The 16,153-nt window shown below is 72.6% G+C and carries 12 protein-coding genes; 6 read left to right on the top strand and 6 right to left on the bottom strand.

Annotated elements, in window-relative coordinates:
- Positions 1-9: 9 nt before the first annotated feature.
- The 5 genes from ACZCAH_RS14365 to ACZCAH_RS14345 form a co-directional block, all read right to left on the bottom strand.
- The gene (locus tag ACZCAH_RS14365) at positions 10-1,239 is read right to left on the bottom strand and encodes an ABC transporter permease (protein WP_464341736.1); all 1,230 of its coding nucleotides are present in this window, start codon (positions 1,237-1,239) and stop codon (positions 10-12) included.
- Positions 1,239-2,384 (bottom strand): ABC transporter ATP-binding protein, encoded by a 1,146-nt coding sequence (locus tag ACZCAH_RS14360; RefSeq protein ID WP_464341735.1) that lies wholly within the window; start codon positions 2,382-2,384, stop codon positions 1,239-1,241. The genes ACZCAH_RS14365 and ACZCAH_RS14360 overlap by 1 nt, the downstream gene beginning before the upstream one ends.
- Positions 2,385-2,571: 187 nt before the next feature.
- Complete coding sequence (locus tag ACZCAH_RS14355) at positions 2,572-3,954, bottom strand: ABC transporter substrate-binding protein (RefSeq protein WP_464341734.1); 1,383 nt, start codon at positions 3,952-3,954, stop codon at positions 2,572-2,574.
- 389 nt (positions 3,955-4,343) lie between these two features.
- On the bottom strand, positions 4,344-5,222 hold the full coding sequence (locus tag ACZCAH_RS14350) for a carbohydrate ABC transporter permease (RefSeq protein WP_464341733.1): 879 nt from the start codon (positions 5,220-5,222) through the stop codon (positions 4,344-4,346).
- Between the two features lie 13 nt (positions 5,223-5,235).
- Complete coding sequence (locus ACZCAH_RS14345) at positions 5,236-6,099, bottom strand: carbohydrate ABC transporter permease (protein WP_464341732.1); 864 nt, start codon at positions 6,097-6,099, stop codon at positions 5,236-5,238.
- A gap of 297 nt (positions 6,100-6,396) precedes the next feature.
- Between ACZCAH_RS14345 and ACZCAH_RS14340 the strand changes: the two genes are divergently transcribed.
- Positions 6,397-8,679 carry an NAD(+) synthase gene (locus tag ACZCAH_RS14340; RefSeq protein WP_464341731.1) on the top strand — a complete coding sequence of 761 codons (2,283 nt, stop codon included), beginning with the start codon at positions 6,397-6,399 and terminating at the stop codon, positions 8,677-8,679.
- Between the two features lie 238 nt (positions 8,680-8,917).
- Positions 8,918-9,841: a macrolide 2'-phosphotransferase gene (locus ACZCAH_RS14335; protein WP_464341730.1), complete on the top strand. Its 924-nt coding sequence runs from the start codon at positions 8,918-8,920 to the stop codon at positions 9,839-9,841.
- A gap of 78 nt (positions 9,842-9,919) precedes the next feature.
- Here the strand turns inward: ACZCAH_RS14335 and ACZCAH_RS14330 are convergent, their stop codons facing one another.
- Complete coding sequence (locus ACZCAH_RS14330) at positions 9,920-10,975, bottom strand: hypothetical protein (protein WP_464341729.1); 1,056 nt, start codon at positions 10,973-10,975, stop codon at positions 9,920-9,922.
- A 478-nt stretch (positions 10,976-11,453) separates the two neighbouring features.
- Here ACZCAH_RS14330 and ACZCAH_RS14325 point away from each other — a divergent pair, with 478 nt between their 5' ends.
- The 4 genes from ACZCAH_RS14325 to ACZCAH_RS14310 all read left to right on the top strand — a co-directional run bounded on the left by ACZCAH_RS14325 (position 11,454) and on the right by ACZCAH_RS14310 (position 16,144).
- Positions 11,454-12,821 carry an aspartate kinase gene (locus ACZCAH_RS14325; RefSeq protein ID WP_464341728.1) on the top strand — a complete coding sequence of 456 codons (1,368 nt, stop codon included), beginning with the start codon at positions 11,454-11,456 and terminating at the stop codon, positions 12,819-12,821.
- A 41-nt stretch (positions 12,822-12,862) separates the two neighbouring features.
- Positions 12,863-13,936 (top strand): aspartate-semialdehyde dehydrogenase, encoded by a 1,074-nt coding sequence (locus ACZCAH_RS14320; RefSeq protein WP_464341751.1) that lies wholly within the window; start codon positions 12,863-12,865, stop codon positions 13,934-13,936.
- A gap of 499 nt (positions 13,937-14,435) precedes the next feature.
- A complete protein-coding gene (locus ACZCAH_RS14315) occupies positions 14,436-14,861 on the top strand; it encodes a PRC-barrel domain-containing protein (RefSeq protein WP_464341727.1) in 426 nt (141 codons plus the stop codon).
- Positions 14,858-16,144: a glycosyltransferase family 4 protein gene (locus tag ACZCAH_RS14310; protein ID WP_464341726.1), complete on the top strand. Its 1,287-nt coding sequence runs from the start codon at positions 14,858-14,860 to the stop codon at positions 16,142-16,144. The genes ACZCAH_RS14315 and ACZCAH_RS14310 overlap by 4 nt, the downstream gene beginning before the upstream one ends.
- The last annotated feature ends 9 nt before the right edge of the window (positions 16,145-16,153 follow it).

Below are 16,153 nucleotides of genomic sequence, written 5' to 3'. Positions count from 1 at the left end.
CCCACCCGCTCAGGCGATCCGGGTCCCCGCGCCGAGACGACGGATCGGCACCCGCAGCCGGAGCACCGCGACGGTGAGCGAGGCGGCCGCGGCGAGGATCCACAGGCCGAAGCCCATCGGCCACAGCGGCCGGTTCTGCGCCGTGCCGAGGTCGGTCGGATAGCCGGGGGTGTCCGGTGAACAGCTGACGAAGTGGCTCGGATGCAGGGGCGTCGCCGCGGTGCGCATCCCGAGCTTCGTCAGCGTGAGCACGTCGGCCCGCGACCCGTGAACCTCATCGTTCCACCAGTCCGTGTCCAGGGTGGGAGCGGCCTCGGCGAGCAGCACCACGGGATTGCCCCACATGAGCGGCATCGTGAGGTCCAGCCGCAGCACCGTGCGCTCCTCCTCCTGCTCGATGCACTGCATCTCCGCGGGGCTCGAGCCGTCCTCCGGCCAGTTCTCGTAGTCGTACGTCCAGGTGGTCACGGTGCGCTCCTCCGCGAGGACGGCCGCGCTGGTGCCCCACACGATCGGCAGCACCGCGGTCACCCCGAAGACGATCACGTAGGCGAGCACGACCGAGCCGAGCTGGCGCTGCGTGATCGCCGAGAGGCCCAGGCCCACCGCGGTGACGCACAAGGTCAGCAGCGCGATCACCACCACGAGCCGCAGCGCGTAGAGGGGGCCGATCCCGCCGAGCAGCATCGTCGGCAGCACCGACGGCAGGGCGAGCACGAGGAAGGCGAGCCCCGTGACCCAGCCCGCGATGAGTTTGCCGAGCACGATCTCGAGCGGGCTGACCAGGCTCGCCTGCAGGATCGCGAGGGTCCCGGCGGAGCGGTCGCCGTTGAGGGATCCGGCGGACAGCGCCGGCACCACCAGCAGCATCGCGGCGAGCACCAGCATGGCCTGCAGGCTGAAGGTGACCGCGGCGATCAGGCGCACCTCCCCCCACTCCGAGGAGAGCATCGTCGGCACCAGCGCGACCCCGCCGAGGCCGAGCAGGATCAGCGTCCACACCCCGAGCGCGACGTACCACTTCCGCGAGCGGATCCGCTGGCGCAGCTCGAGCGAGGTCACCAGGCGCAGACCGCGCAGGCGCAGGGACAGGGTGCCGTTCAGCGGGGCGCTGCGGGGAGGGGTCGGGGCGATGGGCGGTTGCGGAGCCGACGGGTGGGCTGCCACCGGGTGCGGGGCCGACGGCTGCGGCGCGGCGGGCTGCTGCGCGGGCTGCTGGGGGTTCTGCGGCTGGCTCATCACAGGGCTCCTTCGCGGCGGGCGGCATGGGAAGCGAGATAGGCCGCCTCGAGACGGCCGGTCTCCGGGGCGAAGCCGATCACGCGGGCGTCGGCACCGACGAGATCCGCGAGCAGACGCGCCGCCGTCGCCTCGTCGGGGAGGGTCACGCGGGCCTCGGCGTGACCGCTCGGTGTGCGATCCGGAGGGGTCACCCCACCGTGGTGCACGCCGAGGCGGCGCAGGGCGCCATCGAGCGCTGCCGCGTCGAGCGAGGAGATGCGCCACGGCCGGGCGAGCCGGGCCAGGTCCTTCACGGACGAGGAGGTCACGGCACGTCCCGCGTCCATCAGCACCACGTGGTCGGCCATCTCCTCGAGTTCGGAGAGGATGTGGCTGGAGACCAGCACAGTCGTGCCGGACTCCGCGAGGGAGCGGACCACGCGCAGCAGGCGTCGGCGCGAGGCGGGGTCCAGGCCCGAGGCCGGCTCGTCCAGGATCAGCACCCGCGGCTCGTGCACCAGGGCCCGGGCGAGTCCGAGCCGCTGCTTCTGGCCGCGTGAGAGGACGTGGGCGGGCTGGGCCGCGAGGGTGTCGAGGTCCAGCAGGTGCAGCAGCTCGTCGACCCGTCGGCGCAGGCGGTCCGCCGGCAGGAAGTACGCGCGGCCCATCACCTCGAGCACCTCGCCGACGCGCAGCGAGTCCCAGGCCCCGAACTGATCCGGCATCCAGCCCACGGCGGCGCGCACCGCGGGCGAGTCGTGCGCCGGGTCGACGCCGTCCACGAGCACTCGCCCGGAGTCCGGGGCGAGGAGCGAGGCGAGCATGAGCATGAGCGTCGACTTGCCGCAGCCGTTGGGGCCGACGAGCGCGGTCACCGCCCCGCGCGGCGCGGTGAAGCTCAGGTCGGAGACCGCCTGCACGCTGCCGAAAGCCCGGCTGACGTGCTCGACGACGATGCCGGGGGCCGTTGCCGGGCCCGGCTCGGGGCCGACGCCGGGAGCCGCTGCCGCGGGACCGGCGGACGTCGGTCCCCCGGCCCAGCCGTACCCGTCGGCAGACGTCGGTCCCCCGGCCCCGCCGTATCCGTCGGCCGCGCCGACCCCTGACTGATCCCCCTGGGATCCTCGCGCCCAGCCCCCGGGCGAGGATGTGTTCTGTGTCATGGGCTCACCCTCGCACGGGCGGGCGCGCTCCGGGCCCCTCGCGCGGGCACGTTCCGGGCACGATCTGTGGCGGATTCGTGGAGGGCGGCGCCGACGCACCGGGTCCCGGCGGCGCCGCCGGCTCGGGATGGAGCCGGCTCGGGGAGGAGCCGACTCGGGACGCCGTCGCCGACGGCCGCCCGTCGGCTCAGCCGGCCATCGCCGCGTTGCCCTCCTCCTGAGCCTGCGGGATGCCCTCCTCCGCGGTGAGCCGGCCGATGAAGACCTCCTGGAAGATCGGGATCGCGGCGGTCAGGCCGGCGTTCGCGCGCGCCCCGGTGTCCGCCTCCGCGGCGTTCTTCGCGGCCTCGACGAACACGCTCACGTCCACGCCCTTGCCCTCCCAGAACGCGATGAAAGCGTCCTGCGCCTCGACGTGCCCCGGGAAGGCGACGCCCTTCTCGGCGAGCGGCAGCTGCCCCTCCTTCGAGCCGAGCCAGGTCAGCAGCTCGGCGATGCCCGCCTGCTGTGCCTCGTCGGCCTTCGCGTTGCCCGCGGCGACCACGCCGTGGACCAGCGACTTCGGACCCGCCGGACCGGCGACCGGTGCCGCGAGCGCCCAGTCGAAGGAGTCCGCGACGCCCTCGGAGATCGCCAGCAGGTTGTACGGGCCGGACTGGAACAGGCCGAGCTTGCCCTGGGTGAACAGGTCGCGGGTGAAGTCACCGTTCTCGTTGGTGTCCGCGGCGCTCGGGGCGACGTTCTCGACGTTGATCAGGTCGGCCATGTACTGGAACGCGGCGATGCCCTCGGGGGAGGCGAAGGTGTACTGGTCCTCGCTCTGCCACTCGGCGCCGTTCGCGGCCAGCATCGGGCCGATGATCGCCTGTCGGTCCGCCTGCGAGTTGAACCCGAACTGTGCGCGGGTGTCCGGGTCGAAGCCGTCCTCGCCCGGGTGCAGGCCCGCACCGTCCACGGTCAGTGCGCGGGCCGCGTCCCGCAGCGAGTCGGTCGCGGCGGCCGGGTCGAAGGCGAGGGCCGACGGGTCCACCCCCGCCTCCTCCAGCAGCGCCGCGTTGTAGAACAGCGCGATCGAGTCCCAGATCTGGGGCACGCCCCACAGCCCGCCGTCGCGCGTGTACAGCTCGACCACGGACGGCTCCCACTGGGCGGCGCCGTCGGGGATGATCTCGTTGATGTCGAGGAGGGCGTCGGAGTCCTTGAGCTGGATGTAGTTCGCGGAGTTCAGCCAGTAGACGTCGGCCGCGTCGCCGCTCGCGATGTCGAGGGGCAGCTGCGTCCAGTAGTCCGCCCACGGCACCACGTCGATGTTCACGTTCCAGCCGCTGGCCTCGGTGAACGCCGCGAACGACTCCTCATAGGCGGGCACCGCGTTCTGGTCCCAGAGGCGGAAGGTCAGCGTGCCCTGGTCGCCCCCGGTGCTCCCCCCGGCATCACTCGCGGAGCCGTCGCCGCCCGAGCCTGAGCCGGAGCCCGAGCCGCCAGAAGGCGAGCAGGCCGCGGCAGTGGTCAGGAGGCCGGCGGCGGCGAGGGAGGAGAGGACGGTGCGGCGGGTGATGCGGCGAAGCATGGAGTTCCTTCCGGAAGCGGATCCGCCCCGGGAGGTGAGGCCCCGGGGGATCCTCCCAGTATCCCCGTACCGGCGGCACCACGGGGGACGGGGATGAACGCGAGTGGCCGGGTGGCGCGACACCGGTCGCGCGTCCCCGGTCGCGTGCCCCTGGTCGTGCGTCCCTGGTTGCGTGCCCCTGGGCGTGCGTCCTCGTCGCTTCTCCCTGCCCGCGCCGCACCTCCTCCTCCCTACCTCCGTCGCGCCGCCCCTCGGGCAGAACCCCCGCAGAGTGGGGCGAATAAGGTGCGAATAAGCCCATGTCTGCGGAATTTCTGGCGGGAGTGAGCCGGGCCGCTGGCGTCGGCGGGGCAGGCTCGGCGGGCGTATAGGCGGGCGCTCCCCGCCGCCTACCGCAGCGTCGCGTCGCCGATCGAGCGGGTGATCTGCTTCTGGAACACGACCATCAACAGCACCAGCGGCAGCATCGCGAGCGTCGTCCCGGCCATGACCAGGGTCCAGTTGTTGTTGTACTGCGACTGCAGCGCGGAGGTGGCGACGGTGAGGGTCTGCCATTGCGGCCCCGAGGTGATGACCATCGGCCACATGAAGCTGTTCCAGTGCGTGACCACCGTGATCAGCACGAGCGTGACGATGATGGGCCGGTTCAGCGGGACCACGAGGTGCCACAGCAGCCGCAGCGTCCCCGCGCCGTCGATCCGCATCGCGTCCATCAGCTCGGTGGGGACGCCGCGGAAGTTCTCCCGCAGCAGGAAGATCGCGTACGGGGAGCCGAGCACGAAGGGCAGCACGAGCGCCCAGAAGGTGTTGCGCAGGCCGACCTCGCTGAGCATCAGGTACAGCGGCACCACGACCACCACCTGCGGCACCATCAGCGTCGCGATGTACACCCAGAACAGCAGGTCACGGCCGGGGAACCGGAGCTGGGCGAAGGCATAGGCGGCGAGCACCGAGAACACCATCTGGCCCACCAGGATCACGGCGACCATCTGCACGGTCACCGCCACCGGGGTGACGAAGCCGTCGGAGGTGGAGGTCGGCGTGAACAGGGCGACGATGTTGTCGAGCACCGGCGGCGCCGGGATCGACAGCGGCCCCTGCTGCGCGAACTGCTGCGTCGAGGTGAGCGCGGTCATCACCGAGAACAGGAACGGGCCGAGGGTCAGCGCCGCCGCGACGGCGAGCACGAGGTAGGTGGCGGCGCTGCTAAGGAGGCGGCGTCCCAGGGCGGTGGCGCTCCGGGGCCGACGGGCGGTGTGGGCAGTCATCTCGCTCCTCCTCTCAGCTCATGTCGTAAGTGATGCGGCGGGAGAACCACCGCTGCTGGACCAGCGTGATCGCCACCAGCAGCAGGAACAGGATCACGGCGATCGCACTGGCGCGGCCGAGCCGGCTCGAGACGAAGGCCTCCTGGTAGATCAGCGAGGCGATCACCTCGGTGCGATGCTGCGGGCCGCCGCCGGTCAGCGCGAACACCGTGTCGAACACCTGGAAGCTCGCGACCACCTGGGTGACGGCGAGGAAGAACGTCGTGGGCCGCAGCAGCGGGATCGTCATGTGCCACAGCTGCTGCGCCGGCCCCGCCCCGTCCAAGCGCGCCGCCTCGTAGATCGAGCCGGGGATCCGCGAGAGCCCGGCCTGGAAGAACAGCGAGATGTAGCCGACGTTCTGCCAGATCGCCACGAAGGCGACCGCGGGCAGCGCGAGCGAAGGATCGGTCAGCCACTCGATGCGCACCCCGAGGATCTGGTTCAGCGCGCCGACCGACGGCTGGAAGATCCACTTCCACACCACGCCCAGGGCCAGCGGCGCGCACACCCACGGGATCACCACGATCACCCGCACGATCGCCGATCCCGGCAACGCCCGGACCAGCTGCGTGGCCAGCACCAGCCCGATCGCGAGGGAGACCGGCACCGAGATCAGGGTGAACAGTGCCGTGACCAGGAGCGAGTTGGCGAGGGAGCCGCTGGTGAGCAGCGCCGCGTAGTTCTCGAGGCCGACGAACGCGCGGGAGCCCAGCAGGTCCCAGCGGAACAGCGAGACGAGAAACGCGAGCAGCACCGGCAGGATGAGGAAGGCCGTGACCCCGATCAGGCTGGGGGCGACGAGGAGCCAGCCCAGGAGGGGACGCCTGGAGTTCATCGATTCGCCCTCCTGCCTGCGCTGTCGCGGTGATGCACCGGCTCAAGCTACCGCAGCGGGGCGGGCGTTGGGCGCCAGGGGGAACGGGGTGTGGGCTGGGCGTCAGAGGGAGGAGCGGTCAGGGTTGTCCATGAAAGGGCTCTGAGCGGCACGAGACCTGCATATGACAGGCCTCGTGCCGCTGACGTCCCTTTCGCGGACACGACTCCGCCGCCCCCTCCCACTTTCCCGGCTGCTCCCACCTTTCCGCCCTCTCCCACCCCTCCCACTTTCCCGCCCTCCACTACTCTCGGCACCATGAGCGCAGCGACCCAGCCCACCGGCCCCTCCGCAGCCGCCGCCGACCCCGTCGACCATCCCCATGCCTCGGTCTACGACCACGGCTTCGTGCGCGTCGCCGCGGTGACGCTGCCGGTGGCGCTCGCCGACCCGGCCACGAATGCCGAGCGCCACCTCGAGGTGCTGCGCGACCTGCACGACCAGCAGGTCGGGATCGCGGTCTTCCCCGAGCTGTCGCTGACCGGCTACTCGCTGGACGACCTGGTCATGCAGGAGCCGCTGCTGGATGCGGCCGAGCAGGCGGTGCTCACCGTGCTCGAGGCGAGCGAGGACCTCCTGCCGATCATCGTGCTCGGCGCCCCGCTGCGCGCGAAGGACCGCTCCCGCGTCTTCAACTGCGCCGTCGTGATCCACCGGGGGCAGATCCTCGGCATCACCCCGAAGCAGAACCTCCCCACCTACCGCGAGTTCTACGAGCGGCGCTGGTTCGCGCCCGGCGACGATGCCTGCAACGAGCAGGTGCGGCTCGGCGGACAGTTCGCCGCGCTCACCCCGCACGGCATCATCACGGTCGAGGACGTCCCCGGGCTGAAGCTCTTCGTCGAGATCTGCGAGGACATGTGGGTCCCGATCCCGCCGTCGGCCGAGGCCGCGCTCGCCGGCGCGACCGTGACCGTGAACCTCTCGGGGTCCCCGATCACCATCGGCCGCGCCGAGGACCGCAAGCTGCTGGCCCGTTCCGCCTCCGCCCGCACCCAGAGCGCGTACGTCTACGCCGCCGCCGGCGAGGGGGAGTCGACCACGGACCTCGCCTGGGACGGGCAGACCTTCGTGTACGAGTGCGGCGACCTGCTCGGGGAGTCCGAGCGGTTCCCTCAGGGGGTGCGGCACACGATCGTCGACGTCGACCTCGACCGGATCGTCGCCGAGCGGCGCCGGCAGAACACCTTCGACGACAACCGGCGCACCCACGCCGACGCGCTCGAGAAGTACCAGACCTGGAACGAGACGAACCTGTTCGGGCCGTGGGCTCCGGCCGACCTCTGGGACGACGAGTCAGACGACGTCGACGACGACGAAATGCCCGCGCCGATCCTGCTCGGCGGCCGACGACGCGCCGCCCAGGCCCAGCACGACGCGCGCGCCGCCGCCACGGGCGTCGACCTGCCTGCCCTGCGGACTCCGCCCGCGACCGGGCCGCTGCGTCGGCCGCACGACCGCTTCCCCTTCGTGCCCGATGACCCGGCGCTCCTCGCCCTGGACTGCTACGAGGCGTACAACATCCAGGTCGCGGGGCTCGTGCGTCGGCTGCAGCAGATCGGCGGCGACAAGCCCGGCGGCGCGCGGCCCGTCATCGGCGTCTCCGGGGGCCTCGACTCGACGCACGCCCTGATCGTCTGTGCCCGCGCGATGGACCGGCTCGGGCGCGACCGTTCCGAGATCCTCGCCTACACGATGCCGGGCTTCGCGACGACCGAGCACACCCGCTCCAACGCCGAGCTGCTCTCGCGGGCGATCGGCGCGACCTTCGAGACGATCGACATCCGCCCCGCCTCCACGCAGATGCTGAAGGACATGGGGCATCCCTTCGGCGACGGCGAGCCGGTGTACGACGTGACCTTCGAGAACGTCCAGGCCGGGATGCGCTACGACTACCTGTTCCGCCTCGCGAACCACCACGGCGGCATCGTGGTGGGCACCGGCGACCTCTCCGAACTGGCGCTCGGCTGGTGCACGTACGGCGTGGGCGACCACATGTCCCACTACGGCGTGAACGCGGGGGTGCCGAAGACCCTCATCCAGCACCTGATCCGCTGGGTCATCTCCGAGGGGATCTTCGACGCGGCGACCGCGGAGGTGCTGCGTGCTGTGCTCGACACCGAGATCTCGCCGGAGCTGATCCCCACCTCCCCGGGGCAGAAGGCGCAGTCCACCGAGGACTCGATCGGCCCCTACGCCCTGCACGACTTCACGCTCTACCACGTGCTGCGCCGCGGCTACGGCCCGGGCAAGATCGCCTACCTCGCCCATCAGGCCTGGGGCGATCAGGCGGCGGGGGAGTGGCCGGCCGGGTACGCGGAGGCCGACCATCGCGAGTACTCGCGCGCGGAGATCAAGCACTGGCTGACGGTGTTCACGAAGCGCTTCTTCAGCAACCAGTTCAAGCGGTCCGCCCTACCGAACGCCCCGAAGGTGCTGGCCGGCGGGTCGCTCTCGCCGCGCGGTGACTGGCGGATGCCGTCCGACGCAGCCTCCGCCGCCTGGCTCGCGGAGATCGAGCGGGACGTCCCGGAGGAGTGAGGGTGAGGGCGGGGCCCGGCCCCGCGCCCTTCTCCGCGAGAACACCCGCAGACTTGGGGGAATAGAGCCGGTATTCCCCCAAGTGTGCGGAGGTTCTCGCGAGGCTCGGCTCGTAAGGCACGGCTCATGGGGCCCGGCTCGCGCCACCCGGCTTGCGATACCGGGTGCGCGCGGGGCGTGGGGAGGCGGCCGACAGAATTCGCTCGCGCCCGTCGGTCCCGGCTGTCACGCTGGGTCGATGAGCGACGCCCCGCAGACCGCCACCCCGCCGTCGGACGCCGCAGGGATCACCGCGCTCGCCGAGAGGCACGGGCTCGACGTCGACCCCTCGTCGGTGCGCGTCGAGGAGCTGGGGCTCGATTTCCGGGTCGCCTTCGCCCATGCCGCCGACGGCGAGGACTGGGTGCTGCGCATCCCCCGTCGGCCGGACGTGCTGGCACGCGCGGAGGTCGAGGCGCGTCTGCTGCAGATAGTCGGCCCACGGCTCGACGTGGCGGTGCCGGACTGGCGCGTCCACACACCGGAACTCATCGCGTACCCGCTGCTGCCCGGACTTCCGGGGCTCGAGATGACGGCGGACGGCCAGGTCGAGTGGCGCGTGGACATGACCTCGACGGTGTACGCGGCGAGCCTCGGGGACGTCGTCGCCCAACTGCACGGCCTCGACCCCGCGGAGGCGGAGGCGACCGGCATCGACGTGCGCACCCCCGAGCAGGTCCGCGAGATCTGGCGCCGCGACCTCGAGAGCGTCGCCGGCGAGTTCCGGATCGCCTCGGAGCTGCGGGAGCGCTGGGAGGCGTGGATCGGCGAGGACCGTTACTGGCCCCAGCACACCGTGCTCACCCACGGCGAGCTCTACCCGGCGCACACCCTGGTCGAGGGGGAGACAATCTCGGCGGTGCTGGACTGGACCACGGCCGCGATCGGCGACCCCGCTAAGGACCTGATGTTCCTGCAGGTCAGCGCGCCACCCGAGGTGTTCGAGGTGGCGATCGAGCGATATGTCGCCGGTGGCGGTCAGGTGTGGGACGGGCTCGCCGAGCACTGCACCGAGATGTTCTCCGCCAGCCCCCTCGGCTATGGCCTGTACGCCCTCGAGACCGGGGACGCCGAGCATCACGCCGCCGCGGCCGCCGTTCTCGACCCGCCGGCCGAGGGGTAGGGCGCGCCGCGTCCGGGCTCGTCTCCGGCAGTGCGGCTCCGGGCCCGTCTCCGGGCGCGCGTTTTCGCGACCTCGTCCTCACCCGTCCCGGCTCCATCCGTGCTCGCGGAGGGCCCGCTCCAGGCGGCGCACCGTGGAGCGGAAGCCGTCGGCGAGGTCGTCGGCCATCGCCTGGACCTCGATCCAGCCGTGCCGTTCCCGCTGCTCACGGCGGCGGATGTCGGAGCGATGCTGCTCCCTGCTGCGATGATGCGCGCCGTCGTACTCGAGGCAGACCCTCCACTGCGGCCAGGACAGATCCGGCTCCCCGAGCCGCACGCCGTTCTCGACGATCTCCCGGTTCAGTTCCGCCTCAAGGATCCCCGCGCGCCCGAGCGCGAGACGCACGGCAGTCTCCGCCGCGGAGTCGGCGCCGACCCGGCTCAGCGCCAGCGCCTCCCGCAAACGGGGTCGGCCCCGACCGGGATGCTCCTCGACCGCCTCGGCGAGCTGCTCGGGAGTCGCATAGGGGTCGCTCCGGTTCTCGGCCCAGGGCCGCGGCCGGCGGACGAGATGGTCGGCGATCGCCACGAGCTCCTCGCGGCGCAGCTCCGTCCCGAGGTCGAGCCAGGTCCGCACGCGGTTGGTCAGGCGCAGGTCGCCGACGGTGATGATCTGCTCCGCCGGGAGCGTCTGCTCGCGCCAGCGGATGAACGAGTGATCCCGCCGCGTGCGCTGGGAGGTCAGATGGAGCATCGGGGCGCCGGGTTCCGCGGTGGCGACGTACGTGGGACTCGGGGTGGATGCGCGCGGGAGGCCGGAGTCGGCGCCCGCGCTCAGGACGTATCCGGCTTTCGGCGCGGTGGACCCGCCGGCGGCAGGTCGAGGCGGTGCGACCCACGACGGCAGGGGGAGGCCGAGGAGGCGGGCGGCGCTGAACCCGCTCACCACGGCGTCGGGATCCGTGCGCGTGATCGCGGTGAGCACCGAGCGCTCCGACAGGTCGACGTCGGCCACCGCGTACAGCCCGTAGGCCAGGCGGCGGATGTCCTGCGCGCGGAGTCGATCGGTGCTCACCCCCACCGCGCGCGCCTCGGAGGCGGTGAAGACGGGGCGGGGGAGAGCGGGCGGGATCGGGGAGGGTCGGCGAGGCATGGCCACAGGGTGTCCCCGTGGGCGCTCGCTGCCCCCGGACGGTACACAATGTCGAGGTCAGCGGCGTGGGCGACCGTTCCTCCCCAGGGGCTCCGCGGCCCCAGGGGGCACAGAGTCCCAGGGCAAGGCGCGGTGCGGCCGAGTCCGAGATCAGGCCGCCCCCGGCGCCGGCGGACCCCGAGAACCTCCGCAGACATGGGGGAATGAGCCGCGTATTCCCCCATGTTCGTGGGGGTAACGGGGTCGGGACCGGGGACAGTGCCGCCCCGGCCGCCCCACCCGCCCCGCCCACCCCACGTGCCCCACGTCACTCTGCGAATCCTCCCCTGACCTGCGCCCCCGTCTCGCCACGCGGCCCGAGCCGCCGTCGGCCGCGGGGCCCCTCGTAGACTGGCCGCCACCGTCGGCCGTGCCTGCGCCCCCGCGCGCGCGACCCTCGCGCCCCCACCCGTCTCGCCCACCTGAAGGAACGCGCCCCATGAGCCTGGTCGTCCAGAAGTTCGGAGGATCCTCCGTGGCAGACGCCGCCTCGATCAAGCGCGTCGCGGACCGGATCGCGAAGTACTCCAAGGCGGGCCATCAGGTGGTCGTGGTGGTCTCGGCGATGGGCGACACCACCGATGAGCTGATCGATCTCGCGGAGCAGGTCACGCCCGCCCCGCCGGCCCGCGAGCTGGACATGCTGCTGACCGCGGGGGAGCGGATCTCGATGGCGGTGCTGTCGATGGCGCTGAACGCCGACGGCGTCGACGCCCGCGCCTACACCGGCTCGCAGGCAGGCGTGATCACCGACGAGGTGCACGGCCGCGCCCACATCCTCAAGGTCACGCCCGGCCGCATCCGGGACGCGCTCGAGGCGGGGTCGGTCGCGATCGTCGCCGGCTTCCAGGGCGTCTCCCAGTCCACGAAGGACATCACCACGCTGGGCCGCGGCGGCTCGGACACCACCGCGGTCGCGCTCGCGGCGGCGCTCGAGGCCGACGTCTGCGAGATCTACTCCGACGTCGACGGAGTGTTCACGGCGGATCCGCGCATCGTGCCGTCGGCCCGCCGGGTGCCGTTCATCTCCTGCGAGGAGATGCTGGACCTCGCCGCGAACGGCGCGAAGATCCTCATGGTCCGCAGCGTCGAGTACGCGCGCCGGTACGGAGTGCCGCTGCACGTGCGCTCCTCGTACTCCGGGCGCCTCGGCACGATCGTGTCCGACGATCCCGAGCGCGTGATCCCCATCGACCCCGACGTCACCGTCCGCACCGCCGACGTCGTCCGCCGCGACGCCGCCGATCCGAGCAAGGAGCTCCCCATGGACTTCGTCCCCGCCCCGGGCCTCGAGGCCCCGATCATCTCCGGCGTCGCGCACGACCGCAGCCAGGGCAAGATCACCGTCGTCGAGGTGCCGGACTCGCCGGGCAAGGCCGCGCTGCTGTTCGACGTGGTCGCCGCGACCGGCGCGAACATCGACATGATCGTGCAGAACACCTCGACGACCGATGATACGGTCGCGATCTCGCTGACCCTCCCGGAGTCCGACGCGCAGGCCGCGCTCGCCGCGATCGAGGCGGCGCGCGAGACGATCGGCTACTCCGAGGTCCGCTACGACGACCAGATCGGCAAGGTCAGCATCGTCGGCGCGGGCATGAAGTCGCATCCGGGGGTGTCGGCGACCCTGTTCCGCTCCCTCGGCGAGGCGGGCATCAACATTGACATGATCTCGACCTCGGAGATCCGCCTCTCGGTGGTCACCGACGTGTCGCGCCTGGACGACGCGGTGCGGGTGATCCACTCCGCGTTCGGCCTCGACGCCGAGCAGACCGAGGCCGTGGTGTACGGAGGGACCGGACGATGACCGAGCGGAACACCCCGCTCTTCCCCGCCCTCGCGGTGGACATGGGGCGCAGCCCCGGCTTCACCCCCGACGGCCCGGTGATCGCGGTCGTCGGCGCGACGGGCCAGGTGGGCCGCGTGATGCTGGCCCTCCTCGCCGACCGCGCCGTCCCCCACCGCGACATCCGCGTGTTCGCGAGCGCCCGCAGCGCCGGGACGACCGTGCAGTACGCCGGCCTGCCCCTGACGGTCGAGGACGCCGAGACCGCGGACATCACGTCCGACGGGAAGCGCGTCGACGTCGCGATCTTCTCCGCCGGCGGCTCGACCTCCAAGGCTCTCGCCCCGCGCTTCGCCGAGGCCGGCGCGACCGTGGTCGACAACTCCTCCGCCTGGCGCCGCGACGAGCAGGTCCCGCTGGTGGTCGCCGAGGTGAACCCGCAGGCCATCGAGTCCGCACCCCGCGGCATCATCGCGAACCCGAACTGCACCACGATGGCCGCGATGCCCGCGCTCAAGGCGCTGCACGACGAGGCGGGCCTCGCCCGTCTGAAGGTCTCCACCTACCAGGCGGTGTCCGGCTCGGGCGTCGCCGGGGTCGCGGAGCTCGCCGGGCAGGTGCGCGCCGGGGCCGACGAGATGGAGAAGCTCGCGCTGGACGGCTCGGCGGTCTCCCTCGGGGAGCCCTCGACCTATGTCGCGCCGATCGCCTTCAACGTCCTGGCCATGGCCGGCAACCTGGTCGACGACGGCTCCGGGGAGACCGACGAGGAGCAGAAGCTCCGCAACGAGTCCCGTAAGATCCTCGGCCTGCCGGACCTGCCCGTCGCCGGGACCTGCGTGCGGGTGCCGGTGATGACCGGCCACGCGCTGTCGATCCACGCCGAGTTCGACCGTCCGATCACGCCCCAGCGCGCGGAGGAGATCGTCGCGGCCACCCCGGGCGTGACCCTCGTGGACCTGCCCACCCCGCTCGACGCGGCCGGGAAGGACGGCACCTTCGTGGGGCGCATCCGCCAGGACCAGTCCGTGCCGGGCGGCAAGGGCCTCGTGCTCTTCGCCGTCGCCGACAACCTGCGCAAGGGCGCCGCGCTGAACGCCATCCAGATCGCCGAGCTGATCGCCGCCCGCGCCTGAGGCCACCGGCGCGCGGGGATCCGCTCCCGCGCGCCGCGCCTCTCGCCATTACCGCTCGGTAGCCCCGCAGACTCGGGGGAATCCGGCGCCTATTCCCCCAAGTCTGCGGAGTTGACCAGCGTGGGGCCCGGCCCAACGCCGCGACCCCCTCGCGTCCAGTCCCCGCACCCCGACCCCCTCCCGCCCCGCCCCGCCCTCTTTAGGTAACCATTCGGTAACCGTGCGGATATGGGTGAATCCGGCGCTTACTCCCCCACGTCTGCGGGGTTGACCAGGGCGCGGACCGTGGTGGCGGGCCCCGCGGCGCATTCTGGCCGGTGGCCAGAGAAGTGTTCGAGGTGAGTAGGATGTTTCCACCGTTGCACAACACGGTTCCGCGCGCTTCGACGGGTCGGGGTCGGCGAGGAGCAGCGGCAGGGGTGAGGGGATCGAGCGTCCGTTCGCCCGGAATCACGACGTCGATGTGAGAGCGCCCCGCGGCGGGACAGGAGACCAGGGCATGGCCGACTCCGTCCCCGGTGCGTCCCCGTCGCCTTCCCCCTCATCCACCACCCCCGCAACCACGGATCCCCGCTGGCAGCTGCTCGCCGGGGTCGAGGTGCATGGCGCCGACGGTGCCCGCGTCGGCCGTGTCCGCGATGTCTACCTCCACGATCGCAGCGGTGACCTGGCTGCCGTCTCCGTGACCCGTCGACACTTCAGCTCCCGCGCGGTGCTGCTGCCCGCCGCGGCCCTCGCCGCGTCGACCGCGGAGATCGCCGCGCAGCTGACCCCGTCGGCCGAGCACGGACCCGAGCTGCACCTGCGGCTCGACGGCGCCGCCGCCCGCGCGGGGATCCGCCCGCCCGCCCTCGGCCATGCCGACCCGGCGACCCTGCAGGAGGCGGCCCGCGCCCTGGGCCTCGAGGAGGCCGCCGCCGGATGAGGATCCTGCTGCTCTCCCACTACTACGCGCCCGAGTTCGGCGCCCCGCAGCGTCGCTGGTCGGCGCTCGTGGAACGGTTCCTGGCCGTCGGACACCAGGTGACGGTCGCGACCCCGGTGCCGCACTATCCCGGGGGTCGGCCGACGCGGCAGCAGCGCCGGGACCATCGCCTGGGCGCCGTGGAGCGGGGAGCGCAGGGGGAGACGGTCCTCCGCACCGCGTATCTGCCGCATCGGGCAGACGTCGGCAGCCGCACCGCGGACCATGCCGTCGCGGCAGCGGACGCGCTGCGCCGGCTGCTGCACCGCTTCGGCCGCCGCGAGCATCGCCCCGAGGTGATCGTGGCGACCGCCCCCGCGATCCCGACGCTGCTGGTGGGCAGGATCCTCTCGGTGGCCTGGGGTGTTCCGCTCGTGGTCGAGATGCGCGACGCCTGGCCGGATCTGGTCACGCATGTCGGACCGGTCGGCGCCCTGCCCGCTGAGGTGGCGCACGCCCCGCGTCGCTCGGCCGCGCGCCGCGGCGTGGACTGGGGGGTCGCGCTCGCGAAGGAGCGGGTGCATCGCGCGGTCACCGGCTGGCAGCGGTCGGCGCGCGCGGTCGTCACCACCACCGAGCTGTTCGCCGACGTCCTCCACGAGCGCGGCATCGTGGACGTGCAGGTGGTGCGGAACGGGACCGACCTTTCCGTCGTGCCGCGGCAGCGCGACCATGCGCCCGACGACCATGCGGAGCTGCGCTGCCTCTACCTCGGCAACATGGGTCGTTCCCAGGGCCTGGACACGGTGGTCCGCGCCGCCGCGCGCCTGCGGGCCGAGGGGGTCCCGGTGCAGGTCAAGCTGGTCGGGCACGGGGTGGAGGCCCCGGTTCTGGCCGCGCTCGCGCATGAGCTGGGCGCTCCGGTCGAGGTGCTGCCGCGGGTCCCGCACTCCGAGGTCGACGCCCTGTACGCGTGGGCCGACTCGGTGATCGTGTCGCTGCGGGACTGGGCGCCCTTCGCATGGACGGTCCCGTCGAAGCTGTACGAGGTGCTCGCCACGGGGCGCCACATCACGGCGCTGCTCGCGGGCGAGGCGGCCGGGGTGGTCCGCGCCGCCGGGGCGGGCGACGTGGTGCCGCCGCAGGACGAGGAAGCGCTCGTCGCGCTGTGGCGCGAGCTCGCGGCGGACCGCACGCGGAGCGCGGTGCGGGATGGCGGCCGACGCTGGATCGCCGAGAACGCCGACGACGACGTGCTCGCCGCCCGGTACCTGGAGATCCTCGAGGGCGTCGTCCGCCGCTGAGCCGCGGCG

The sequence above is a fragment of the Brachybacterium sp. B718/18 genome, from assembly GCF_055454375.1.
Note: the sequence above shows the minus strand (reverse complement) of the source record. Positions and strands in the feature narration are given on the sequence as shown.